The following is a 24,737-nucleotide window of genomic DNA, read 5'->3' as shown; positions in this document are numbered from 1 at the left end:
AAGGTTATTGAAAGAAAGATGAAAGCAGGTGGAAAGAGTATTCCTATAACCTACAATAGAGTTTTTAGATTGTAGGTAGGAGGATGAAAAATTGGTAGAATTTAAAAAAAGGAAACTCACATATTTTGTTAGAAAGTTAAATGGAAAACGAAAGCGTATAGAGCCATTGTCATTTGGTTGGAATGGTGCAGCTATTGCTTTAAGTACTTTGGCAATTCTTTTAATTTTGATTCAAGGTAAATTTTTATTAGATCAGCGTAGCTTATTAGACAACACTATTGGAATCCTTATATTTATTTTATTCGTAGCACTTTTAAGTGGGGTTATTACTCTCTTATTACATGGAGTCAAAATAATTCCTAGTCGTTATATATGGGTACTGTTTAGTTCACTTATATTTCTCTTGTTTTGCTTTATCGGCCCTTTGAATGTAGCAATCCCATTTATTCTATTTGTAGCAGTTGCCGTTTCCTTATGGGGTGGACTACTATACAAATGGTTGAAGGGCAGTTACAGAAATGTAAAAAGAAATAAAAAAATTAGCGTACTCACTTGGTTACTTGTGCTGACTATTGGGATAGGTGTATGGGGCTATTGGCTCATTCATCCTGGAGAAGCCAACGCTCCAGAGGTTATATTAAAGCAGCTGAAAACATCGGATCGGTATGACAATGTCTTGCTTCATAACCCAGCGAAACCAGGCAGCTATCCAGTTAAGAAGCTCACTTACGGTAGTCCGAACACTTATCGGGAAGAATTTAACCAAAAAAATTCTTTATTAACTAAAACTGTAGATGCTAGCGATTTTGTAGAAAAGTGGTCTTCTATTCGTACGAGAACACTTGGTTTTGGACCTGATACAATGCCGTTAAATGGTCATGTATGGTACCCAGAGGGGAAAGGAGACTTTCCTTTAGTATTGATTGTTCATGGAAACCATTTAATGACTGATTACTCTGATACAGGTTACGAATATTTAGCTAACCTTCTTGCGAGTAGAGGGTATATTGTTGTATCTATAGATGAGAATTTTCTTAATGTTTCTCCCTACAATGATATGTTTTTGGTCAGTCCACTAGTGAATGAGAATCCAGCAAGAGGTTTATTATTATTGGAACATTTACAGACGTGGAAAGAATGGAACAGCACTAAAAATAATCTATTTTATCAAAAGGTGGATATGGAACAAATTGCCTTGATAGGGCATTCCAGAGGCGGAGAAGCAATCGCAATTGCCGCTGCTTTTAATAAAATGCAACACCCTCCTAATAACGGAAATATTCAATTTGATTATAACTTCAATATACGATCGCTTATTTCCCTTGCTGGTACTGATGGACAATTCTTACCATCAGGGAAACTACTTCCGCTAGAGAATTTAAATTATTTAGCGCTGCAAGGGGCTCATGATATGGATGTTAATGGCTTTGATAGTTCTAACCAGCAATATCGTATTTCTTATACCGATAAACAAGATTATATGAGTGCTTCTGTCTATATTTACGGCGCTAATCATGGTCAATTTAATGAAGAATGGGGACGAGGCGATTTACCTGGTACGGCTAACCTACTATATAATCTAAAACAAATTATACCGCGCGATCATCAAGAAACTATCGCTAAAGTATTGATATCTGCTTTTCTAGATAGTACGTTGAAAGAAAAGAAACAATACAAAGAGATATTTAAAGATTTAGGTTATGCTAAAGAGTGGCTTCCTGACACGCTATATATTAATAATTACTACGATTCGCAAACATCTTTAATTGCTACGTATAATGAGGATATTGATCTAAACACAACCACTGTCCCAGACGGAAAACTGTCAGGTGAAAATTTAAAGGAGTGGAAAGAAGAAAAAGTCAAAATGAAATTAAAAGAGGCCGATTACAGCGCTGTTCATTTAGGTTGGGAATCTAATGACTCTCCTCCAGCTTCTTATACAGTGACACTACCTAATAGAGGGATTGAGATACAGAAAAATGATTCTATAGTATTTTCAGTCGCAAATGATGCAAAGGATGGAAAGGAAATAAAAAAAGAGACGCTGATTGATTTTACAATCACTGTAGAAGATAGCGACGGTAATAAAGCAAGTCTGCCTCTTCATCATATTTCCAAATTAACACCAGCAGTAAAGGGAAAAGTGCTTAAAAAACCTTTTTCTAATTTAGGCAATATTTCAGAGCCGGTATTTCAGCATTACGATTTTTTATTAAATGATTTTAAAGACATGAATCCTCAGTTTGATTCTTTGAAATTGAAAAAAATACATTTTCAATTTAATTTAACGAAGCAGGGGACGGTTTTAATAAATAATATTGGTATTAGAAATGAAAAATAATGTGAATTTGAAATTTAGTTAAGTTAGATAAAATATTGATTTCTAATATTTAGATATATAGATTTATGATTGATGAGTGTTTTCAAGGACAGGGATATGGAAAGTACGCAAGAATACATTAGGAGTAGAAATGATTATACGGATAGTCATATTGTTAAGCCATATACAAACAATATCATACTTAATCCAATATTGATTTTGTATGTAAAAAACCGAAGGCTAGGCATGATAACATACCTACTATTAAATACGTGGTTTCACTAATAAAAATGAAATAATCAATCTAGTCATATGATGAAAAACATAGTTGTGAAATTTCTATATATTTGAAGTAATTATTATTACTTAGGGGAAAGGGAGGTAGATAACTTGAGTTATCAAATTATAACATTACCAGCCTATCGGGCAGTAGGATTAAAATGGGAGGGAACGTTCTCTGAAATTGTACCTCATTTAAAAAATATCATTCAACAAGTTCAAGACCGTGCCGATGAGCTAGAGAATAGGGTGAATCCTACTATTCAATTAGGTTTGTCTTATCATGTAATTGACAATGGATTCACACATTACGCGGTGTATGAAGTGAGTGATGAGCAGGAAATTCCTGAGGGAATGATTGAAATATCGGTTCCTGAATGGACGTATGTGAAGACAACACATAACAAAGGAGAAGATATTCAAAAAACCTATACTGACTTACATCAATGGTTAGTTGATAGCGACTATACCGCATATAGAGAAGCTGGTGTAGATTACTCTGATCCTTACATGCCGATTAAGCATGAACATTATCCAGTTGATCAAGATCCGAACGATCCACATTTTGATATTTATATACCGATTGTAAAAAAATAGTGTTTTCTTAAATACAATCAGGCTCATAAAAAGGAATCCGTTTTGATTAATTTTCTATCAGAACGGATTCCTTTTATTATTTAATAAAGAACACGCCATAAATAAAAGGTAGCGTATGATTCCCAGTTTTTCCATGGACACGATAATTCTACTATTTCATCTTTCGTAGGTTTACGGTCCATATTCCGTATTAGTTTTATCGAATTAATAAGACCCACATCATCGATTGGAAAAGCTGTCTGGAACCTAAGGCAGCGCATTAAAACATAATTGGCTGTCCAAGGACCGATGCCTCGTATTTTAAGTAAGCTTTTTTCAGCATCCTTAAAGCTCATGTTCATTAGTTGTTCCCTCGATAATGCTCCATCTGCCATTAATTTAGCAATACCAATGATATATTCACTTTTTTTTACAGTCATTTTAATATCCGCTAAGTCGGTAGGTGTTAATTGTGCAATTTGTTCGTACGAAGGGAAAACCCAATACTTTTTACCATTCCATTCGACTGAATCCCCATATTTTTCTACGAATTGCCTCTTTAAGGAGTACGCAAAGGATAAATTAATTTGTTGCCCTAAAACTCCCCAGCATAAAGCTTCAAATAAATCAGGAATACCGATCACTCGCAATCCATAAAATTTTTGAGCAGGCATTTTAAGTAATGGGTCTGTTTTTGCCATTTCAAAAAATGGAGTTAAATCGTTATTTAAATCAAACCAATCATAAATATATTTCACAATCTCTTCTCGTTTCCACTTTTCAATAGGTCTAGAATCATTTAAAAAATGAACATTCATTTGTTTATTATTCATTACATTTATCTGAACTAAGGACTGAATTTCCCCGATAGCTATAACTTTTGTTATGACATCGTTCTCTATAGCATACATGCATTCATTTTTTTCCCTTGTTAGATAGCCTAGGTTTGCATCCTTATCAAAATCATCGGGTAATGTAATAACTATCACATCATTGACTTCATCCCATGTCACATTTCATTCTCCTCATCTTATTAAGAGTAATTTTACTTTACCACATCATAATCTTTCTTTATTTTGTTATCTTGCTATTACATTCTAAACACCTTATTTTTTTAGAATGATGGGGTTATAGTGTTATTTATCAAGAATGCTAACTAGGAGTGGATAAAGGTGGTCCAAGATATTAGAACACGCGTTGTAAACTTAAATTGGAAATTAATTCAAAATGAATTAGATGAGCAAGGATTTGCAAAGCTTCCAGTGATTTTAACAAAAGAGGAATGTGAGCACTTCATAGAATTGTATTGTCAGGAAGATCCATTCCGAACAACCATCAATATGAAGAGATACCGCTTCGGGAGTGGAGAGTACAAATATTTTTCCTATCCATTACCTGAAATCATCCAAAGTTTAAGAGAGTCTTTTTATTTTGAATTGGCCAAAACAGCCAATCGATGGTTAGGTTATTTCAAGAAATCAAAACAGTTTCCAGATCATCTTCAAGATTTTTTAAACATCTGTGAAAAATATGACCAAACTAGACCGACACCTTTACTATTAAAGTATGAAACGGGTGGGTTTAATTGTTTGCATCAAGACTTATATGGTGACGTATTTTTCCCGTTTCAAGTCGTATTTGTGTTAAATCAACGCGATCATGACTTCTGCGGTGGAGAATCTCTATTAGTGGAACAAATTCCTCGTGCTCAGAGCAGGGGACATGTCATTACACTAGAACAAGGGAGTGCGCTAATTTTCCCTACTAACCATAGACCCGTTCTAGGTAAAAAAGGATATTACAAAAATACAGTTCGGCACGGAGTAAGCACAGTTACTTCTGGAGAACGATACGGTCTTGGAATCATTTTTCATGATTCTAAATAAAAAACTTCAATATCTTACTATTTAATCCTCGGAATTATACATTCTGGATGGATAGAGAGTAAAATTGGAAGGAGAGGTGAGATTAATGACGGATTATATAAACAACGGACATAAACAGATTTTAATAGATGGAGAAATGATGACGGATGAGAAGTGGCAAGCCATTATTAATAATGATACAGCATACAATAATCAATTTTTTTATGCAGTAAAGTCGACAGGTATATTTTGCAAACCATCCTGTAAATCCCGTGTTCCGAAAAAAGAAAATGTATATATTTTTCAAAACGCAGAACAAGCTCTCCGTGCAAATTTTCGCCCTTGTAAACGCTGCAAGCCCACTAATGAAAATCTGCCTGATAGCGAGTGGGTTGATTTAATTACTGCATACATTGATCAACATTTCACAGAAAAATTAACCCTTGATTCGTTAGCAAGTATTTGTCATGGAAGTCCTTATCATATGCATCGGACATTTAAGAAGATTAAAGGCATTACGCCTGTTGAATATATACAACAAGTTAGAGTGCACGCGGCTAAAAAGAATTTAATTCAGACAAATAAAGCAATTGGAGATATCGCCATAAGTGTGGGTATGACTAATACGCCTTATTTTATTACTTTATTTAAAAAGAAAACTGGACTGACTCCCGCACAATTTCGTCAAATGAGTAAAACGGAGGAAAAGTACAATGAAAACAAAAATTAAACCAACCCTATATTGGTCTTTACTACAGTTTCGGAATTGGAAGTTTTATATTGCTGCAACTTCAAAGGGTCTAGTCTTTGTCGGTTCACAGAACAAGCCAATTGAGGAATTGTTCGAATGGGCTAAGAAACGCTTACCAGGAAGTCCTCTTGTCAAAGATAATGAAAAGCTTGAACCCTATGCGCTTGAAATCATTCAGTATTTAGAAGGAAAGCGGAAAACCTTTTCTGTTCCATTTGACTACATCGGTACGCCATTCCAGCTAGCAGTCTGGCAGGCACTTTGCGACATTCCTTATGGACAGACGAAATCCTATTCCGACATTGCCAATACTATAAATAAACCTACTGCTGTTCGTGCTGTAGGAGCGGCAATTGGGGCTAATCCTGTATTAATTACTGTACCGTGCCATCGCGTAATTGGGAAGAATGGCACGTTAACTGGCTATCGTGGTGGATTAGAAATGAAGACACAGCTCCTGGATTTGGAAAAGCGAGCTTCTTCTAGTAAGGTGTAACGCTATGAATGGAGGTACTCACATGAAACATGAATTATTTTATAAAAATCCGAAAACCATTCTGAATAAAGGGACTGGCTTTCTTTCTGGATATACACATTCACTAAATCCTTATACAGGCTGTTCTTTTGGATGCTCCTATTGTTATGTACGCGAAATGCCTGTAGCCCTTTTTCGAGAAGGAGAATGGGGGAATTGGGTCGATGTGAAAAACGGAGCAGCCAATGTATTAAAAAAAGAGCTCCATCGCGCCAAAACGAAAGGGAAAGTCACCATTTTTATGTCATCCAGTACAGACCCATACCAACCAATTGAGCATAAGGAAAAAGTGACGCGCTCTTTACTAGAAGTGATGCTAGAAGATCCCCCTGATTTTCTATTAGTACAGACGAGAAGCCCCCTTGTCAGTCGAGACATCGATTTGCTGCAACAATTTAAAGATAAAGTTCGAGTAAGTATGACGATTGAGACCGATTCAGAAACGATACGTAAGCATTTTACACCAAAAGCGCCCCCAATCCAGGCACGCTTTAAGACATTGGAAAAATTAGCGGCTTCGGGCATACCAACCCAAGTGGCTATCGCTCCCATCTTACCAAGTGGAGACTATTTCCCTGTGAAATTAAAGCCATTTGTCGATCGTATCTGTATCGATGACTACTTCATGGGCGACGGCAGTGGAGGAAAACGTACAAAGAGACTTGGTATAGAGAACAAATATACCCAACTTGGACTAGAAGAATGGTATGGACCACATGTAATAAAAAAAGTATACAACCGCTTTATTGAAGTCTTTCCAGAAAATCAAGTTTACGTGAGCCAGGCTGGGTTTGAGCCATAAAAAATACGAAATTCTTTCGGGCAGCCTTCATAACCATTCTTGTGATAATGATTGAAAAATTTATTCTTAGAGTATGTTATGTCGCACTTCTTTTTTACGAAAATTTTTATTTATTGATACAAAAATATTCGTGTTTAATCCACTAAAATGCGATTTGTCCATCGTCTGGATACACCCCAAATTGAGTTAAACACGAACATTTAAATTGAAAGCAATGAAAAGCAATGATTCATTTGGAAATATTCAGAACTATTTGTCTAGCAAAAACGTCTAAATGCTAAATAAGCAGGGCTTTCGAATAATACCCTAGTAACCTCGAATTGGCATCCTCACCATATGAAAAGAATGTTGAAAAGAGATGTTCCATAGCAGCCTAACGGGTGAATTATATAAGTTGAGATGCTTATTAGAACGAAGGAAGGGAAATGATGAAGATGAAAAGGGGTAATTTAAAGTGGATAACTTTTATTGGCCTAGGTGTGGCACTTCTAGCGATTGTAGGATTTAGTATATGGGACTCGGCAGAAAAGTCCAAGGAAGTTCAACAAATCGAGTTAGAATTAGGTTTTAAAGTTCAAGTAATGGATAGACAATCACACGGCCCATTACGTGCGGCAACAAGAACATACCTAGTGAAACAAGTAGATGATAAGAAAAGCGATATAGAATACTTATTATATTTGAATGAAGAAGATAAGATCGAACATTGGGCTATGGTTAAAAACGGAAAGACCATCAAACCCTCTAACTGAAGAAGTTAGATCATTTTTAAATGGACATAAAAAAGGCGAATCTAATGCATTACGGTTTTTACTTAGGAAAACGAGTTCTATTGATAAATAAGCTTCAGAGGATGCTAGAAGCGGAATTAAGTGCTGGTGAAGAGACATATAAATAAGGAGTTTTTGTGTTTGGTAGACATATTACTTTTCAGTGCAGGAATAATACATTATACTCATTCGCTTCAAAAAAATAATAATATACAAAAGAATGGGGTAAAATCTTTGATGTACGTTATCTTAAATGACAACTAAAACAGGAGTGTTTGAAATGGCATATTTATTACAAGTTGATTTTCCGTTTGAAGGACCTTTTGGTGAAGAAATGGCCAAAGGGTTTTGGGATGTAGCAAAAAGTATTAACGAAGAAGAAGGGTTCCATTGGAAAATATGGACAGAAAGTCAAGATACAAAAGAAGCTGGAGGTATCTATGTATTTGAGGAAAAACAAGATGCCGAAAAATATGCTGACATGCATAAAGCAAGACTTCAATCGTTTGGTATTAAAGATATTCGAGTAAGAATTTTTGACATAAATGAAAAGCTAACAACAATGAATCACGGTTATGTTAAGTAATGATGGAAAGGGTAAAGCATACTACTTTACCTGTGTAAACAACCGTCCGAGCTAAAAGGAAACTAGAAAAGATTAAACAGGGTTGAATAGTTAGGGAAGTAGGACTATCTTTTTTGATGGTCTTTTTTAATGAATTTATAAAACGAATTGAGCAGATCTATTAGAGTTGTTTAGAAAGCAGGTATTTCTACTCGTTTATCATTTTATAGTTTTGACTAGCATGAAGTAGGATCCATCCACCATCATCTGTTTTACAATAAGTCCATTCGTTTAATTGCTTAATGCCTGTGCTCTTGAATAAAGCAGAGAATTATTCATTAAAATATCAAGACGGTCAAATACATATCTAATAGGAAATTTAGCTCCAAAATCATAAAAAAGTTAACTGACATAGGTATGAACAATTTCTGTTGTAATACCATTGGGAAGTTCTAATTGCTAGGAAGACGTAAGTAGACGTAACCAATATATCCTCCACACCAAGTGAATTTAGTTTACATAATATAACTGACAAAAATCTAACTTAAGCAAAATTGATGCAGCAAGAAGAGAAGCGCTATTTAGGAATTAGGGGGTAATTTTACAAAAAAAAAGCAGCGTCGTCACACGCTACACCAAACTAATGAACATTATTAGGATGTATATCCATATTACTTAATATGTGAGCTAACAATAATAAGTGTTATTCCCGTAAATAAGCAAATGATTCTCGCCACAGGAATTTTATCAGCTAGTCCAAATAATGCAATTGCCGTCGTTACGATTAAAACTGTTGGGCCAACCAAAGCAAGCATTGTATTAATATAGAGTGCTTTTTCTAAATTATTCAACTTTAGCATCAACAATCCAGCACTTACTTCAATGCTTCCAGACAATACACGTAAAATAACCATTGCCAAAACCGATTTATCAATAATTGTCATCATCCTATCTTTATAGATAATTTTTGAATATATATTTTAAATCCATATTAGGATAATTATAAACTTCTGTTTGAATGAAATACTAAAATCAATATATGTATGATTCGTATCGAATATTCTTGTTATATTATCCTTTATAGTATTAATTTAGATGTTTGTAGCAAACTAGAAAACGCTAGAAAAAGATATGGTAGACTATATAAATTTGAGATTCATATACATACATCTGCTTCTTCATATCAAATACACAAGATAATAAATAATAGTAAAAAACCTCTTTAGAATTTAGGTGGAAGAGCATTGATAATTTAAGATAAATGATCAAGCTTATATTAAATCGAGCGGGTATAAAAAGATTTTACATCCGCATCAATTACGAAAGCTATGCAATTTAATAACTGTGTGCCAATTGATGTCATTCAATGTTTACTGGGTCAGAAAAAGAGTGAGACTACAAAGATATATACGTTCAGCTAAGCTGAAAGCCGAGAGAAGGATTACAGTAGATACTTTAATTTAATTTGAATAGAATTAGGACACACATGTAAAAATGCGTGTCTTTTCATTCATTATTTAAAATAACAGGATGTATATACTCAAGAGGGATTGTGATGTCATTTGATTGCATACAATCCCTTTTGCATTTACATATTGACCTTCCCGATCAGTATTTGCGCTTCATATAAAACATAACCTCTAGCAATTGTCATAATCGAAGGGCAAAACAAGCTCTGCTTTTAACCCCTTGCCAATCTCACTTGATAGAATTAAGTATCCCTGATGTGCCTTTGTGATTCTTGCAACCATTGGTAGCCCTAAGCCATGTCCATTGTAGTTAGGACGTTTTCTTTTAGAAGAAAAGGGGAGTTCCAATAGATTAGGTATTTCATTTTGAGGTATACCATTACCATTATCCTCCACGATAAAACTACAGGTCCTATTACTTTCATTAAAGGATGTTTGTAAAATTATCACACAGCCGTCGGGATTATGGTTAATACTATTTTGTATCAGATTAAAAATGGCACGCTTTAGTAGCCGTTCATCACCATTGACTTGAATTCTTTCATCTGAAATTTTCACTTCTATTTTGAATCGTTCATCCAATTCGTTATTTAGAAATTCGGATGCAATTTGTCTTGCCAAAACGGAAAGGCGAATTTGCCTTTTGTTCAATGGCTGCATCTCATATTCTAGCATTGAAACAAGGTTTAAATCACTTACAAGCGATCGTAGATACTCTGCCTGTTTACGGATAACGCTAGCTTGCCTTCTTTGTTCTGAAGGAATATCTATATTTTCTTCCAAATCACTTGCATAGCCAAGTACCATTGAAAGTGGAGTTCGGATGTCGTGTGAAATGCCCGCAATCCAGTTGGCACGTGCTTCATCCCTTTCTTTTAAACTATCATTTTTTTCGCGAAGTAAAGCCGAAGCGCTATTTACGTTTTGTGCGAGGTCGGCTAATATACCTTTTGGCTCTATAAATGCCTCTTTATCCTCACCTAGAGCTTGTATCCCTTGTGCTAGTGGACGGATAGAGCGAATCAGTCTATAGCCAATAAGAAGAGACAATAATAATGCCAAACCAATATTTATAATAAGTAGAGCAACCATCCTTAATGGTAATGAAGAGACCCAGCTTGTTGGAAGTATATACTGATATTTTGCAAAGCTGTCTTTCGGAAACCCGACAACTACCAACCCTTCAGCATGTTCCCATACAAAAACAGGATAATCCTTTAAATAGCTTTGGGTGAACTTGGCTACTTCGGTTAACGAATAGGTTTTCGGAATTTCGTCTGGGAGCATATAATTCCATGCTACTTGTCCTGAATCATTAATTAACATTGCCCATGCGTGACTTTCCCTTAGTAATTTTACTGTTGTGTTATCTGCAGAATAAGTATTGGACGAGCGATGCAAGCCCTCTGCCACATTTTGAACAATGGCGGCAGGAGAATCCCCTTTGTTCATACCATTGAATATCCAAACACCTAATAGGATAAAGTTAAAAACTAGTAAAAAAGCAGAAATCATCATAGTTGAACCGATAAAACGCTTTAAAATACGTAGTGTGCCTTCCATCACTCCTCTCCCTTTACCATCAGCTTATATCCGAGCCCTCGAATAGTCAGTAAGTATTCAGGTTTAGAAGGATTAGCTTCTATTTTTTCACGAATACGGCGAATATGTACCATTAATGTGTTTTCATAGCCATAATAATCATCTCCCCATGCAGCCTGACAAAGTGCATCGCTTGTGACGATGCGGTTTCGATTGTCATATAGCTTAAACAGCAATGCATGTTCTTTTGCTGTCAAATGATATTGGTTGCCTTCATTCTGAACAATCCCACTTTCAAAATCAATATGATAGTTTCCTAATTGGAATACTGGACGCTGTTCCTGTTTTGGAGGTGAATAAACACGTCTCAAAACTGACGATAGACGGAGAACTAGTTCCCTTGGTAAGAAAGGTTTAACAATGTAATCATCTGCACCTAGTCCAAGTCCTAGCAAACGATCTTCATCTTCACCTCTTGCCGTTAAAAAGAGGACAGGCATATTTGATGTTTGACGTAAGTTCGATAGAAGGGAAAACCCATCGCCATCAGGGAGCATTACATCTAAAATAGCTAGATCAGGTTTCACAGTATGACAAATTTCTAATGCTTCAGCACAACTAGAGGCTTGATAAATCCGTCCGAATCCTTCTTTGCGCAAGAATCCATCTACCATATTCCTTAACTCGTATTCATCATCTACAATAAGCAACTTCTTGTTTTTGATATCATCCATATAAAATCACCCACAATAATTATACAATACTCTTTTCTAAATTCCTTTTATTTTCCAGTAAGTATGATGATTTAAGGTTAGCGTAACCTTCATTTCAGGTTAACGAAAGGTTAAGTTTTTATCTTTGTGAAAAGAACATGGTTAAACAAATTGGAGGAAGATAAAATGAACCAAATAGTTACTACTCAAAATCTTTCTAAACGGTATGGCAGTAAATACTGTGTGAAGGATATAAACTTATCCGTAAGTGAAGGGGATATATTTGGATTTCTGGGGCCAAATGGTGCAGGGAAGTCTACCACACTGAAAATGATATTAGGGTTAATGCGACCTACCGATGGCAATGTAAAAGTTTTTGGAAAGGATTTTGAAGGAAATCGCCAGCTTATTTTGAGTCAAACTGGTTCTCTTATTGAATCCCCATCTTATTATGCACATCTATCAGGACTTGAAAATATGCGCATTGTACAGAGACTTCGGGATATTCCAGAAAAGAATGTATCGGAAGCATTGAAAATTGTTCGATTGGAGAATCAAAAGGATAAAAAGGTAGGACAGTATTCTCTCGGAATGAAGCAACGTTTAGGAATTGCAATGGCATTGTTATCTATTCCAAAGCTATTGATTTTGGATGAGCCAACAAATGGTCTTGATCCTGCTGGTATTGGTGAAATTCGAGAATTGATTAAATCTTTACCCAAACGCTATGGAATGACGGTACTTATCTCTAGTCACCTACTTTCAGAAATTGAGCAGATTGCAACATCAGTAGGGATTATCAACGATGGAAACATGATGTTTCAAGGTAACATGGATGAATTAAAAAACAAAAGCCATCCAAATATCATGATAAAAACACGTAACAATTTGTTAGCAAAAGAATTACTTTCTGATAAAGGTTTCTCTCCTTTTTATCGTGAAGATTCGTTAGTGTTTGGAAACTTAACAGATGAGCAGGTAATACAAATAAATAGAAGTTTAACTTCAGCTAATATCGACGTACTGCGTATTGAGGAAAATAAGAAGAATTTAGAGAGCATTTTCCTAGAAATTACAGGAAAGGGGAGGAGCCTATAATGAACGCGATTCGTCTCGAATTCTACAAATTGCGCCATAAGCATCTTTTTTTGATGATGACACTAATTTTACTTGTAGAAATAACGTGGGCGTTTATGGCAACAAGCATGTCGATTTCCCGTAATCCAGAGATAGCCAAATGGGAAACACTTATGTTGATGCTGTCCACTATGAATGGCCTCTTTTTACCTATTTTATCAGCAATATGCGTCTCCCGCATCTGTGATATGGAACATAAAGGAAAAACATGGAAATTGTTACTAACAATTTCTGTGAAGCGAGGGCACCTCTATGCTGCAAAATATATGTGTGCATGTCTTGTCATGTTGTGGATGTGTATTTTGCAAGTATTCTCTATCAGTGCATTTGGTATTATTAAAGGTTTTAATGACCCAGTACCATTTTTACTACTGGCTCAATTCCTTTCAGGAACAGTTTTGACCAACATGGTTATCATAGCACTCCAACAATGGGTATCAATGGCGGTAAAAAATCAAGCTTTTGCGTTAACTCTTGGTATGATTGGAGGCTTCATCGGCCTGGCAGCTGATTTATTCCCATTTGGAATCCGCAGACTTTTTGTTTGGTCCTATTACTCAGGTCTAAGCCCCATTAAGCAGAACTATGTTAATGAACAAATGCAATTTAGTACACAGGATATAAGTAATTCATTGCCATTGATGTCACTTCTAATCACGGCAGGAATTTTTATCTTTCTAGCTGGTAGTATCCACATATCGAGACAAGAGGTATAAGGAGGATTGACTATGTTAAAACGTTGCATTTCTGCTGAGTGGTTGAAATTACGCCATTCCTGTATATGGATAATACTAATGATTCTTCCAATAATAAGCGTATTGATTGGAAGTGCCAACTTTTATATGAATCAAGGTGTATTGGCGAATGAATGGTATAGTTTGTGGTCGCAGGTAGGTCTATTTTACGGAGAATTTTTCTTTCCCATACTTATTTCTATTAGCTGTGCGTATATGTGGAGATTAGAGCATCTAAATAAAAACTGGAATATGATGATGACCGCTCCAGTATCGGTAGCTAGTATTTTTTTATCTAAGATGCTAGTTGTCGGTATACAGCTAATTTTTATTCAAGGTCTGTTTTTTCTTTTGTACCTTCTTGGAGGAAAACTGTTAGGGCTAACCTCAGCACTTCCTAGTGAATTATTTGAATGGTTCACTCAAGGCTTGATAGCTAGTCTTACAATTAGTGCTTTGCAATTGTTTCTTTCGATGCGTTTTCGTAGTTTCGCAGTTCCTATTGGTATTGGTTTATGCTTCACTTTTTTAGGCTTGGGCATGTATGTATTGGATTTAGGAATGTTCTTTCCCTATTCTTTACTAACTATGGGGATGGGTGTACTAAGTCAATCAGGTTTTTCTTCCCAGAGTGATTATGTTTTGTTTTTAATTTCTAATCTACTATACATTATTGTCATTAGTTTATTAGCAATCCATTGGATGCGAAAGAAGGATGTCGTAGCTTAAACAATTAAAAGGAAGTGGTAACATGAAAAAGTCTATATTAGTTACTAGCATTGGCCTAATAGTTATTATTGCGTTTTCTATCTTCTTCTATAATCCTAATAAGCTTATTCCAGAAAATCCTGAAGGGAAATCTCGTTTTTATACTATGATAGGCAATGACGATAACGGAGAAAAGTTAGGCGATAATCAAAGATATAAATACACGTTAGAAGCCTTTGATGAAAGTGGCAAAAAGAAGATTCTTACCTTTAACAGTAGCAAGCAATTACGAAAAGGTGCATATTTAGAATTGTATGTTGCATCATTTCGGGGTGTGACCTATTGGCAGGAGATACAGTTAAATGAATTACCTGAACCAATCAAAAGTAAATATTCTAAGTAAAAAACTGAAAAAGACACTTAGGAGGAATTCTGGAGGCTAGGCAATATAAGTGTGGTATCCCAGACATTAATACGAATACTTAAAGATATGCTAATAAGAAAATTGTAGTTATCGGTAGTGGCCATTCGGATATTAATACCTTATTGGCACTTGCAGAATTACAAACAGAAAATCCAGCAATAAAGCTAGTGTGGATATGCGTAAAAAAGCTATAGAAGAAGCCTATGGTGGCGAAGAAAAAGATGCATTAGTAGCACGTGGCGCACTCGGTGTTCGCATTTGCGAATTAGTGGATACAGAACAGCTTTTTGATCGATTTTTTATTAAACTAACAAAAATAATTGACAATGCCTATAATAGTACTGTACAGTACTAATTATGACAAGGATAAAATTAATGAATCAAAAACGTGTGATTGAAGTAGCTGCATCATTATTTTTAGAAAAAGGGTTTGCTTATACAAGCATGGATGAATTAGTTCGTGTAAGCAAAGTTTCAAAGTCTAATGTGTATTATCATTTCTCTAATAAGGAAGAATTGTTGGAAGGGGTTGTTGATTATTGGATTGAAATGTATCAATCTGCAATTGATGACTTACTATCTCAAAACCAATTATTAGTAGAAGATCGTATCCAACGGTTTTTAAAGCAATTATCACAAGGAGTACAGACGAGAGAATATAAAGGGAGCTGTCCTTTTATTACGCTTTATATTCAAAGCCCTACAAATGCCACAAAAGTAAAAGAAAAAATAGGTCTTTTCTTTATAGGATTACAAACGAAAGTTTCTCTTTTACTTAAACAAGGGATAGAGAATGGTGAATTTAGAAAGACCATTAATATTGACGAGGTTGCATCTCTTTTTATTACAAATCTTGAAGGAGCGTTATTTATTTCAGAAACACTGAAAGATACAACTGTAATCATGAAAACAGCAGATCATTTTTTTAACTTGCTTCGATAAAAGAAGCATTTTTTTTACATCAAATTAGTACTGAATAGTACTAAAAGGGGGATTTATATGAGAACAGTATTTTTAACGGGTGGAACAGGTTTTATTGGAAAGCAATTAGTGGAGGAATTAGCCAAAGAGCATGTTACAATTCTTCTATTAGTGAGATCGAAAAGTAAAGCAACACGAACTTTTCAAGAGAGAGGCATCTTAAAAGAGGCAGTTATGCACTTTATTGAAGGTGATTTGACGAAAATAGACTTAGGTCTAAGTGCTGAAGATAAGGAGAGGGTATTGAGAACGGATGTGATTATTCACGCAGGCGGCCCCATGGATATTCAAGCGACAACCAATGAGGCGGCTTCCGTATTTTTGAATGGTGCCCAACATATTAGTGAACTCGCTAAAACTATTCATCAATTGAAGGGATTGCAACAATTTATTCATGTTGTAGGTTATATGAGTCCCTTTGATGATAAAAATAGCAAGATTGCGATAGATGTGTTTAAAGAAGGAAACGATTTTTTGAAAATAAAAAATCCATATGAAAGAACAAAGTTTTTAGCAGATCTTTATATCCGTCAGCAGGCATCAACAGTAGGTTATCCGCTTTCAGTAATTAATCCACCAACTGTAGTTGGAAGTAGTAAAACAGGGAGTACGGAGCAAACAGTAGGCTTAGGCTTGCTTGTGATGAGTATGCGAAAAGGGCTCATGCCAGTAATTCCTGGGGGTAAGAAATATAGATTACCACTTATTGCAAACGATGAACTAGCAAAGTTTATTGTGCAGGTTTTCCGATTGGGACATCCAACTATACAAACATATACACTTGTTGGAGATAAACAACATGATCAAAATATTTCAGAATTATTAGATGCTATGGCAGAAAGTATGAATATGACTGCACCTAAAATTTCTGCCCCATTGCCATTTATGAAAGCACTTATGAATAGTGGCGTAAGCAAAATAACCCAAATTCCTGCTGATGGGCTGAACTTTATTACAAATCGAACATTTTCAAATGGTTCAGTGAAAAAGATTATGGGAGAAGATTGGTTTAAGGAGACAAATGTAATGAAATTTTTCCCAGCCGTTATAGCTGATCTGGATTATCGCATGATGTATCAAAATGGCCAGCACAGTCATTTATTTAAACGAACATTATGTAATAATACTACCATTTACCAATCAGAAGGAGAGGGTAAACCGTTTATTTTATTACATGGTTTATTAAGTGATGGAGAGGATTTATTTCCTTTAGGGAAAGAGCTTCATGAAAAAACGGGTCGACCTGTATGGATCATGGACCTTCCAGGTTTGGGACGTTCTCCTTTTAAACGACAAAAAAATCTTTTAAATATCTATTTGAATGTATTAAAAAAGTTATTGGAGAAAGCTACTAATGGTGCCCATCTAATTGGCCATTCATTTGGTGCGTATATTCTTTTGGAAGCAATAGTACAAAAGTACATAGATAAGAAGTATACAATAACTTTACTTCAGCCACCTGTTGCTAAAAAAAATGCTAAATCGATAAATGTTCCTCAATTTATAAACAAATGGACATTGAAGTTAGCAACTACTAATTTGATAGAGCGTTATTTATTAAGTAATGGTTTATTTGAAAGTACGGAGAGTATCCCTGAACATTATATTGAAAAAATAAGTAAAAGTTTTACTTCTCCTAGAATTTTAAATACAACGGTTCAGCTTAACAGTTTACTATCGAAAACCATTCAAGGTGATTTCAATGAAGTAACAAAGTATAATCTTCACATTATTTGGGGGGATTATGACAGAGGCTATTCTGCTCCTTCGCATCTTGGTAAGGTTGATTTTGTTCCATATGGTCATCATTTTCCTCTTAACCATCCGAGTGAAACGGCTAATTTGGTAATACAAAATAGTAGTAATAGCAGATGAGAGTGTGGGATAAATAAAAAGCGTGTAGTAGGATGTTGTGTCTTAGAAATAAAGTCGTACTGTTTGAAAAAAGGTTGTCTATATGAACATTTGATATATTTACTTAAGAATCTAACAGCTAATCATTTACAAAGTATTGCTCCTTAAGAATTGCAGGTAATCACCTTGTGGAGAAATATACTTAAACTTCCATGATAGAACGTAATTATGTTGCGTAGTCGAGCCACTAAATCCTTAGTGCTGTTTATTTATACAGCCGACCAGCAAAAAGTAAAAAAGTTTTTTTATAGAAAATGAATTTGCAAAAGGAGATGAGATCTTGCTTCTGTAAAAACTAATGTTTAGTATCCTTTTTACAGGTAGAAGTGAAAATCGCTGATATATTACAATCTAAAAAGTATACACCTAACCAGTTGTCGAAATTTTTGATGACTGGTTATTTAGTCCAAATTGTAGCTGAAAGTTATAGGTAAACTCAAATGTAATCAAAATTATCCTGTTAATTAAAATAAATGAAAAAACTTTAATGATAAGATTTTTATTGGGCATAGCTGAACACTTAGGTGTAAGTAAAGCACTTGTAGGATCTATGTTAAAAAGAGAATGTACTAAAAGCTGAATTCTTTATTATTTGTCATGTGAATTTTTGGTGTCCAAAACTATCTGGACCTTTTACACTTAAAAATTTAGATTCTGTCTCAATATTATTAGTATACTTTTCACTGAAATATAACTTCCTATAATTTATATTATGTAAACTAAAATTATTTTGTGTGGAGGGGAGCTTAGATAGATATTAACTACCTTATCAACAATGCACTTCTCATTTAAGATAACGTACATCATTGTCCAGAAAAGTAATATGTCTAATAAACACCATAACTCCCTGTCTATAAGCCCTTTCATCCGCACTTAATTCCGCTTCTAGCATCCGCGTGATTTTTTATGTCAGCACAGTCCTCGCATCTAACTGCTTTACGCTTTATCGCTTACGAATAATTTTGCAACATTGGAGTTAAGTTACAAACATAAGGTACATACCTTTTTATTCTGAAAGCTAAGTAAGAAGAAACGTCTTACTTAAACTTTACTTTTCATCTTCTGTATTAGAGGGTCTGATGGTCTTTCCGTTTTTAACCATAGCCCAATGTTATTTTATTTCTTCAATCAAATATAATAGGTATTCTATATCGCTTTTCTCATCTTCTACTTGTTTCACTAGGTATCTCCTTGTTGCTACACGCAATGGAACGTGTGAATGCCTATTTTTTTATTAATTGAATAGTTGAAATATTATCGTTATACTTAAACTACTTTTATAATAACGCTCCTTAGAAAACTTATGATAAATACTACTAGTATTGAGGAGGAAGTAGAATGGAAGAATTCATAGTAGAAAAAGCAATACAAGATATTTATCCAGACGATTTCGCTTGGTGTTATGGGTGTGGTCGCCTGAATAAGGATGGTCATCATCTTCGAACTGGTTGGCAAGGAGATAAGACAGTTACCATCTTTACACCTCAATCAAAATACATGGGTATTCCTGGTTTTTTATATGGTGGTTTACTCGCATCTTTAATTGATTGCCATGGATCAGGATCTGCTGCGCTTGCGTTGCATCGTAAAAATGGACATGAAATTGGTGATGGAGCAGAGCCACCAAGATTTGTAACGGCTAACCTGAATGTAGATTTCCTAAAACCGACTCCGCAACACGTCCCATTAAAAGCAATTGGTACTGTTGAAGAAATTCATCCGAAACGATGGAAGGTTGAAACAGAAGTGTACGCTGAAGATACGCTCTGTGCTCGCGGTACAGTAGTTCTTGTTGTCATGCCTAGTACATTTCAAAAAAAGAGTGATTAACAGTTGCGATTATGATTAGCTAAACAAGTTAACCTATGGAAGGTTAACTTGTATTTATGTGGGCTTTTTTAGTGTAAATCAAATACGATTGGATCAATTTGTTTTTTGATTATTACAGTTGATGGCACTAGCTTTAAATTAGCTGGGATTTGTTCGAAATTCTCAAACTGTAATTTATAAACCGTACGATTGTTAATGTAATCTGAAGAGGCAGAATTATAACCAATTAAACGATTATCAATCGCCAGATGCCAATCAGATGCCAGCCTCTCAGGCTCTCCCTCTGTAGAGATCGCTATATAAAGTGTACGTTGTTTGATTTCTAATGAATCAATGGTGTAAGTAGCATTATTAAATTGAAATGGCTGTATATGTGCAGTATCTACTTCTGTCTCAAATAAATCGAACACAAATGCTTCCATTTGAAGTACTTCAAACGTAGCAGGGTTAGTATACTTCGGGACAGATGTCGTATAAATCATTTCACCCAATATAGCTGTGCCGCCACCACTAGCTGAAAAGTTTGAAATCATTGGTTGTTCTCCATCTATTCGTTTAGTAGTGATAATTAATTGCCCTTCTTTATCTCGTATGGAAAATCGAACATTTGATTTTACACTTCCGAAAAAGTCGTCTTGTGCTTCATCCACTTTATGTGAGTTGGCCACTTCTATATCTTGATATTTATTTAAAAGTTGCTTATATACATTATCTTGATCTCTCTGATACTGTTCTTTAAATTTAACTCGATAATGAATATCGATGTTTTCCCCATTCTCGACAACTTTATCAATAGAAACATCTAGGAATGGCTCATTGTAATTTAAGACTTGCTTACTATCTAAATGTTCTTCTTGCTCACTACTATTCGTTTCTACTAATTGTGTTGGCTCATCCACCTGTTGTGTGACTTCAATCGGTGGACGGTGCCAATAATAAAACGTAAAACTAAGTATAATAACGGCAACACTGATTACAGAAATTTTTAAAGTATACCAGGATTTTTTCCGCTTTGTATCAGTGTAAATATGGTGCATAATAGCATCCTCTTTGCTACTTGTTATTTTAGGTATATTAAGCTGTGCAAATAAGATGTTTTGCTCATTTAATAGTTGCTCATATTCACGTTGACAATTTTTACAGAATTGTAAATGATCTTCTATTTTCTTTTGTTCATCCTCATCTAAAAAACCTTCTACATAATCTTCTAACAAAATTGGTTCACATTTCATAAAAATAACCTCCTTTTGTCATTGTGATGGACCTAAGTTTTCTCTTACTTCTGTGTAGCTTGTTACGAACATCATTTAAAGAAATCTGAAGCACTTCACTTATTTCATCATAGCTTAGCTCATTTACATATTTCAGTAACAATACCATGTACTCTGTTTCATCCAATTGTTGTAAAAGCTTTTCTAACTGCTCATTTCTTTCGTGTAGCAACAATACTTTTTCCGGATAACGATTATCCATTACATTACTGTCGATTTGCATCGTTTGTATCTTTTGAATCCGTAAATAATCAAAACAATTATTGACTACAATTCGGTATAGCCAGGCATTAAAGGAGCCTATTTTTTTATATTTATGTAGGCTATAAAAAACTTTTATAAAAATATCTTGAACGATATCTTCAGCTGCAGCACGATTTTTTACTATTCTGATGACTGTAGTAAAAATTTTCTGCTCATAATGTTTTACAATATGTGCAAAATGATGACTTTCACCATTTTTAACTCGTGTAATGACTTCATCCATCTCCATTTGTATCACCTCCCTACTACTATAACGAAAAAATTTTCATTTCCTCTCAAAATTTCCCTTTATTTTTGCAGATTTTGAGTTTAGCTATTGATTATTCTATAAACAAAACAATAGAAGAAATAAAAAATGTCTAAAGGATTCTTGTCTTTATTTTTGGACAAGAACCTTTAGACAAATTATTATAATTGAGAGTAATTGGTCAGAAAAAACTTCTCTGATTATAGTAAGACATAAGTTTAAAATGTTCTTCTTATTAAATAGCCGCACTTTATTGTAATGGAATGTTTACTTCAATATTGTTCCCGATAGGATTGGTGTAATAGTTTAAATATATTTTTGCCTTCCCAGTATAGTCTTCAAATTGGGTCGTCTCCATTACGTACTGTTCGTCTCTTGAAATTGTCACACCTTTAATTTCTAACGGCGTACCATCTTCTTTTATGGCATCAGAGAACATTAAAAATTTGCCTTTATTATCCTTATTAATCTTAACTGATACACTTTGCTGCGCTGCGGAAAGGTCTTCATTAAAATACGTAGGCTTTGTGAGTATTTCTTTTGTGCTAAAATCAACTTCAACAAAATCCTCACCCTTTGGCACTGCATGAACCGCTCCAATCATAACCTTCAGTGATGCAGGATCATCGAAATAGTTACTTTGCAAATAGAGCGTAAATTTGCCATCGCGAATATTTCCGCCTTTTGAAATGCCATTTATAATACTATCTCTGCGCTCACCGCTTTCTGTCATGACGGCAACATCATCCAGCGCTAATATTTGCATTGTATTATCTTTGGCAAGCTCAATATCGAGTGCCACTTTTAAAGGAGAACGGCGAATTTGTGTAATCGTAAATTTCTGTCCATTGACATCTATCGTACGATTCGCAGTAAAAATTTTCTCCTCTGCGACCTCGTTTTTCAGCGAAAATGGTAAAGTAATTTTAATGTTTCCCTTCTCTTCATCACTAAAGTAAAACACTGCTTTAAAATCCTTTGAAGTATAGGCAATAGGCTCTAAAAAATTATATTCCACTGATGAAGAAATATATGTTTGGTTGCTTGCATTTCTAATAAACGTACAGCCGCATTCAATCTCCTCATCCCCTTGAAACAATTGAACTTTCTCTAAGTTTAATTTTGACATATCAAACGAGGCATCGGCGTCATAAAACAGTACCAATCCTGATTTATCGGCAATCACGCCCTGTAATGTAAGTGATAGACCTTTTCTAGATTGCGTCACATTGATTTCTTCAAAATATTCATGATCCACTATATCTCTTATTCCTTTATCTATTGCAATCGCTGAAACAATTGCCTGAAAGCCAGGTATTTTTGCAACTTGGCTGGCAATCGTTGGAGAAATGCGAATTGAAAAGATAAGGCTTAGGCAAAGCATGGAGATAAATGTAACCGAAACAATGCGATTCTTTATTCTTTTTTCTCGTTGAACTTTACGAAACATGTCTATTCGAACTTGTTGAAGCTTCTCCTTAGGAACGTCAATTAATGGTTTACTCACAGCCAGTCCTCCTTTTCTCTAGCAAAGTGTCTAAGCTTTTTTAAGATGTGATGAAGCTTCGACTTTACAGTACCCTCAGGTATTTGATTTAGCTCCGCAATTTCTTTATTTTTTAGTTGCTGAAAATATTTCATATAGACGAGTTGCTGCTCCGACAAAGATAGATGTTCTAATAATCTCTCCATATCTGAATAGATGACCCATTCAGAAAGATGGTATTCCTCAATAGGAACAGTGGGTTGGCGTTTTCGTAAATGGTCTTTACAACAATTAATTAAGACTCGAACAAGCCATGTTCTGGCATATTCGTGCTGCTTAACGGTATGCATTTTTTTCAGTGCCTTATATACAAGCTCCTGCATCACATCTAAAGCATCTTGCTCATTTTTCATATATGTAATGGCCATGCGATATAAAATATCTTCATCCATTTCAATAAGCGTAAGTATCGCTTCATGATCACCTTGTATAGCACGTTGTTCTATTTCAAATTTCATCCTTCTCGCCTCCTTCCTTCATTAGACTGAGCAATTCTTCAATTCGTTCAAAAATTTTGAATTTATTTTAGAGAACTTCATTGTGTGGCAACTGATATTTTCACAGATTACTTGGTTCGGAATTGACCCAGGAATGAACTTATTTCTAATAATCCTGTCTTTCATGGATATGTTCGGCCAATCAGTGAAGGGTTTTCTAAGTATCGATAATAGTTGTCCTAATAATAATAGAGAAAATAGTTTGAAACATAATGCTACTAATTTTGGTATATATGAGACTATCAAAGGACATTAAAGTAAATAACATACATACCTAATAAAAGATTAAAAAGAGCTGCCTAGGCAACTCTTTTCTTTAAGTATAACTTCTCTTTTTAATACAACTTATAAATCATTAAAATAATAAGTTAAATGGTTTTTGATGATTAGAGTGGCCCACCTTCAAAACCAATAGGCCATCCATCCTCTTTACATTTCACTTTATACTGAAACTCAAAAGGACCATCATAAATAAAAGCTAAACTAAACCCTGTAAATAGATAATCGTCAACATTCACCATCTTTCCAAAACTTATTGTGGATAGATAGTAATGCTTCATTTCTTGAGTAGGAAAAAATTTCTGTAGATAGTTTAATGAACGGCTTATATGTAGATGGAGTTCCTCGAAAATCTTTTCTGCTAGTTCGATTAAAGCCCTATCAGGGTTTTCATTGCTCCCTTGAATAATAATCTCCACATCTTCCCATTCTCCAATATCCATACGATATAACCATTGTTCCTTTAAGAAATATTTCTCACTATCATATACAGGTGGATTAACGAGGTTTAATTGTTTGATCTCATCGTGAGATAACGGTTTAACAAAATTAAGCTTATGATATAAAATGTCTTTGATATTAGCGACAATGTATTTGGATTTGTTTAATTCGAAAGAGTCCATTTTTCACCTCATAACGTAATTTTTAACTTTAATTATAGCATCATCCTTCTTCAACTATTCTACAAAATTTGTTAATGAAGGGATAACTTCGA

The 24,737-nt window shown here is 34.7% G+C and carries 24 protein-coding genes and 1 pseudogene; 16 read left to right on the top strand and 9 right to left on the bottom strand.

Annotation, left to right across the window (positions count from 1 at the left end; all coding sequences use genetic code 11):
- The first annotated feature begins 91 nt into the window (after window positions 1-91).
- Complete coding sequence (locus MKY49_RS11585) at window positions 92-2,344, top strand: poly(ethylene terephthalate) hydrolase family protein (RefSeq protein ID WP_341386282.1); 2,253 nt, start codon at window positions 92-94, stop codon at window positions 2,342-2,344.
- Window positions 2,345-2,713: 369 nt separating this feature from the next.
- Entirely contained in the window at window positions 2,714-3,199 is a 486-nt protein-coding gene (locus MKY49_RS11580; protein WP_341386281.1) for a GyrI-like domain-containing protein, read from the top strand.
- An 80-nt stretch (window positions 3,200-3,279) separates the two neighbouring features.
- Here the strand turns inward: MKY49_RS11580 and MKY49_RS11575 are convergent, their stop codons facing one another.
- On the bottom strand, window positions 3,280-4,191 hold the full coding sequence (locus MKY49_RS11575; protein ID WP_341386280.1) for a DNA-3-methyladenine glycosylase family protein: 912 nt from the start codon (window positions 4,189-4,191) through the stop codon (window positions 3,280-3,282).
- Between the two features lie 159 nt (window positions 4,192-4,350).
- On the opposite strand from MKY49_RS11575, the gene MKY49_RS11570 reads away from it, so the two are divergent.
- The 6 genes from MKY49_RS11570 (at window position 4,351) to MKY49_RS11545 (ending at window position 8,487) form a co-directional block, all read left to right on the top strand.
- Window positions 4,351-5,064, top strand: a complete 714-nt coding sequence (locus MKY49_RS11570; RefSeq protein ID WP_341386279.1) for a 2OG-Fe(II) oxygenase — start codon at window positions 4,351-4,353, stop codon at window positions 5,062-5,064.
- An 85-nt stretch (window positions 5,065-5,149) separates the two neighbouring features.
- On the top strand, window positions 5,150-5,773 hold the full coding sequence (locus tag MKY49_RS11565) for a bifunctional transcriptional activator/DNA repair enzyme AdaA (protein WP_341386278.1): 624 nt from the start codon (window positions 5,150-5,152) through the stop codon (window positions 5,771-5,773).
- Window positions 5,757-6,290 carry a methylated-DNA--[protein]-cysteine S-methyltransferase gene (gene adaB, locus MKY49_RS11560; RefSeq protein WP_341386277.1) on the top strand — a complete coding sequence of 178 codons (534 nt, stop codon included), beginning with the start codon at window positions 5,757-5,759 and terminating at the stop codon, window positions 6,288-6,290. The genes MKY49_RS11565 and adaB overlap by 17 nt, the downstream gene beginning before the upstream one ends.
- Window positions 6,291-6,312: 22 nt before the next feature.
- On the top strand, window positions 6,313-7,131 hold the full coding sequence (locus MKY49_RS11555) for an SPL family radical SAM protein (protein ID WP_341386276.1): 819 nt from the start codon (window positions 6,313-6,315) through the stop codon (window positions 7,129-7,131).
- 428 nt (window positions 7,132-7,559) lie between these two features.
- Window positions 7,560-7,883: a hypothetical protein gene (locus MKY49_RS11550; RefSeq protein ID WP_322610811.1), complete on the top strand. Its 324-nt coding sequence runs from the start codon at window positions 7,560-7,562 to the stop codon at window positions 7,881-7,883.
- A 298-nt stretch (window positions 7,884-8,181) separates the two neighbouring features.
- Entirely contained in the window at window positions 8,182-8,487 is a 306-nt protein-coding gene (locus MKY49_RS11545) for a monooxygenase (protein WP_274793164.1), read from the top strand.
- 650 nt (window positions 8,488-9,137) lie between these two features.
- Here the strand turns inward: MKY49_RS11545 and MKY49_RS11540 are convergent.
- From MKY49_RS11540 to MKY49_RS11530, 3 genes are all read right to left on the bottom strand, one after another.
- Entirely contained in the window at window positions 9,138-9,413 is a 276-nt protein-coding gene (locus MKY49_RS11540) for a YqhV family protein (protein WP_274793165.1), read from the bottom strand.
- 693 nt (window positions 9,414-10,106) lie between these two features.
- Window positions 10,107-11,498 (bottom strand): sensor histidine kinase, encoded by a 1,392-nt coding sequence (locus MKY49_RS11535; protein ID WP_341386275.1) that lies wholly within the window; start codon window positions 11,496-11,498, stop codon window positions 10,107-10,109.
- Window positions 11,498-12,211, bottom strand: a complete 714-nt coding sequence (locus MKY49_RS11530; protein WP_312506676.1) for a response regulator transcription factor — start codon at window positions 12,209-12,211, stop codon at window positions 11,498-11,500. Before MKY49_RS11530 ends, MKY49_RS11535 begins: the two co-directional genes overlap by 1 nt.
- A 165-nt stretch (window positions 12,212-12,376) precedes the next feature.
- On the opposite strand from MKY49_RS11530, the gene MKY49_RS11525 reads away from it, so the two are divergent.
- The 8 genes and pseudogenes from MKY49_RS11525 (at window position 12,377) to MKY49_RS11490 (ending at window position 19,918) form a co-directional block, all read left to right on the top strand.
- Entirely contained in the window at window positions 12,377-13,288 is a 912-nt protein-coding gene (locus MKY49_RS11525) for an ABC transporter ATP-binding protein (RefSeq protein ID WP_341386274.1), read from the top strand.
- Entirely contained in the window at window positions 13,288-14,043 is a 756-nt protein-coding gene (locus MKY49_RS11520; RefSeq protein ID WP_312506678.1) for an ABC transporter permease, read from the top strand. Before MKY49_RS11525 ends, MKY49_RS11520 begins: the two co-directional genes overlap by 1 nt.
- Window positions 14,044-14,055: 12 nt before the next feature.
- Window positions 14,056-14,790: an ABC transporter permease gene (locus tag MKY49_RS11515; protein ID WP_341386272.1), complete on the top strand. Its 735-nt coding sequence runs from the start codon at window positions 14,056-14,058 to the stop codon at window positions 14,788-14,790.
- 22 nt (window positions 14,791-14,812) lie between these two features.
- Window positions 14,813-15,172 carry a YxeA family protein gene (locus MKY49_RS11510; RefSeq protein WP_341386271.1) on the top strand — a complete coding sequence of 120 codons (360 nt, stop codon included), beginning with the start codon at window positions 14,813-14,815 and terminating at the stop codon, window positions 15,170-15,172.
- Between the two features lie 83 nt (window positions 15,173-15,255).
- Window positions 15,256-15,479, top strand: a pseudogene (locus MKY49_RS11505) (flavoprotein); the annotation flags it as partial.
- 89 nt (window positions 15,480-15,568) lie between these two features.
- Window positions 15,569-16,135, top strand: coding sequence for a TetR/AcrR family transcriptional regulator (locus MKY49_RS11500; RefSeq protein ID WP_322605160.1), 567 nt, complete (start codon window positions 15,569-15,571; stop codon window positions 16,133-16,135).
- 57 nt (window positions 16,136-16,192) lie between these two features.
- Entirely contained in the window at window positions 16,193-18,049 is a 1,857-nt protein-coding gene (locus MKY49_RS11495; protein ID WP_341386270.1) for an alpha/beta fold hydrolase, read from the top strand.
- 1,377 nt (window positions 18,050-19,426) lie between these two features.
- Window positions 19,427-19,918 carry a PaaI family thioesterase gene (locus tag MKY49_RS11490; RefSeq protein WP_341386269.1) on the top strand — a complete coding sequence of 164 codons (492 nt, stop codon included), beginning with the start codon at window positions 19,427-19,429 and terminating at the stop codon, window positions 19,916-19,918.
- Window positions 19,919-19,986: 68 nt separating this feature from the next.
- Here MKY49_RS11490 and MKY49_RS11485 read toward each other — a convergent pair whose 3' ends face one another.
- From MKY49_RS11485 to MKY49_RS11465, 5 genes are all read right to left on the bottom strand, one after another.
- Window positions 19,987-21,150: a zf-HC2 domain-containing protein gene (locus tag MKY49_RS11485; protein ID WP_341386268.1), complete on the bottom strand. Its 1,164-nt coding sequence runs from the start codon at window positions 21,148-21,150 to the stop codon at window positions 19,987-19,989.
- A complete protein-coding gene (locus tag MKY49_RS11480; protein ID WP_312506667.1) occupies window positions 21,140-21,682 on the bottom strand; it encodes an RNA polymerase sigma factor in 543 nt (180 codons plus the stop codon). Before MKY49_RS11480 ends, MKY49_RS11485 begins: the two co-directional genes overlap by 11 nt.
- Before the next feature lie 268 nt (window positions 21,683-21,950).
- Window positions 21,951-23,207, bottom strand: a complete 1,257-nt coding sequence (locus tag MKY49_RS11475; protein ID WP_341386267.1) for a DUF4179 domain-containing protein — start codon at window positions 23,205-23,207, stop codon at window positions 21,951-21,953.
- The gene (locus MKY49_RS11470; RefSeq protein WP_274793152.1) at window positions 23,204-23,704 is read right to left on the bottom strand and encodes a sigma-70 family RNA polymerase sigma factor; all 501 of its coding nucleotides are present in this window, start codon (window positions 23,702-23,704) and stop codon (window positions 23,204-23,206) included. The genes MKY49_RS11475 and MKY49_RS11470 overlap by 4 nt, the downstream gene beginning before the upstream one ends.
- 425 nt (window positions 23,705-24,129) lie before the next feature.
- On the bottom strand, window positions 24,130-24,645 hold the full coding sequence (locus MKY49_RS11465; protein WP_274793151.1) for a hypothetical protein: 516 nt from the start codon (window positions 24,643-24,645) through the stop codon (window positions 24,130-24,132).
- Window positions 24,646-24,737: the final 92 nt, after the last annotated feature.

This window comes from Lysinibacillus sp. FSL M8-0134, assembly GCF_038069745.1.
Classification (GTDB): domain Bacteria; phylum Bacillota; class Bacilli; order Bacillales_A; family Planococcaceae; genus Lysinibacillus; species Lysinibacillus irui.
Note: the sequence above shows the minus strand (reverse complement) of the source record. Positions and strands in the feature narration are given on the sequence as shown.

Coding starts and splice junctions, on each gene's coding strand:
- MKY49_RS11490 (WP_341386269.1), top strand. CDS start 19,427: ATGGAAGAATTCATAGTAGAAAAAGCAATACAAGATATTTATCCAGAC.
- MKY49_RS11545 (WP_274793164.1), top strand. CDS start 8,182: ATGGCATATTTATTACAAGTTGATTTTCCGTTTGAAGGACCTTTTGGT.
- MKY49_RS11550 (WP_322610811.1), top strand. CDS start 7,560: ATGAAGATGAAAAGGGGTAATTTAAAGTGGATAACTTTTATTGGCCTA.
- MKY49_RS11500 (WP_322605160.1), top strand. CDS start 15,569: ATGAATCAAAAACGTGTGATTGAAGTAGCTGCATCATTATTTTTAGAA.
- MKY49_RS11540 (WP_274793165.1), bottom strand. CDS start 9,413: ATGATGACAATTATTGATAAATCGGTTTTGGCAATGGTTATTTTACGT.
- MKY49_RS11520 (WP_312506678.1), top strand. CDS start 13,288: ATGAACGCGATTCGTCTCGAATTCTACAAATTGCGCCATAAGCATCTT.
- MKY49_RS11530 (WP_312506676.1), bottom strand. CDS start 12,211: ATGGATGATATCAAAAACAAGAAGTTGCTTATTGTAGATGATGAATAC.
- MKY49_RS11555 (WP_341386276.1), top strand. CDS start 6,313: ATGAAACATGAATTATTTTATAAAAATCCGAAAACCATTCTGAATAAA.
- MKY49_RS11535 (WP_341386275.1), bottom strand. CDS start 11,498: ATGGAAGGCACACTACGTATTTTAAAGCGTTTTATCGGTTCAACTATG.
- MKY49_RS11465 (WP_274793151.1), bottom strand. CDS start 24,645: ATGGACTCTTTCGAATTAAACAAATCCAAATACATTGTCGCTAATATC.
- MKY49_RS11470 (WP_274793152.1), bottom strand. CDS start 23,704: ATGAAATTTGAAATAGAACAACGTGCTATACAAGGTGATCATGAAGCG.
- MKY49_RS11510 (WP_341386271.1), top strand. CDS start 14,813: ATGAAAAAGTCTATATTAGTTACTAGCATTGGCCTAATAGTTATTATT.
- MKY49_RS11525 (WP_341386274.1), top strand. CDS start 12,377: ATGAACCAAATAGTTACTACTCAAAATCTTTCTAAACGGTATGGCAGT.
- MKY49_RS11515 (WP_341386272.1), top strand. CDS start 14,056: ATGTTAAAACGTTGCATTTCTGCTGAGTGGTTGAAATTACGCCATTCC.
- MKY49_RS11565 (WP_341386278.1), top strand. CDS start 5,150: ATGACGGATTATATAAACAACGGACATAAACAGATTTTAATAGATGGA.
- MKY49_RS11495 (WP_341386270.1), top strand. CDS start 16,193: ATGAGAACAGTATTTTTAACGGGTGGAACAGGTTTTATTGGAAAGCAA.
- MKY49_RS11480 (WP_312506667.1), bottom strand. CDS start 21,682: ATGGAGATGGATGAAGTCATTACACGAGTTAAAAATGGTGAAAGTCAT.
- adaB (WP_341386277.1), top strand. CDS start 5,757: ATGAAAACAAAAATTAAACCAACCCTATATTGGTCTTTACTACAGTTT.
- MKY49_RS11485 (WP_341386268.1), bottom strand. CDS start 21,150: ATGAAATGTGAACCAATTTTGTTAGAAGATTATGTAGAAGGTTTTTTA.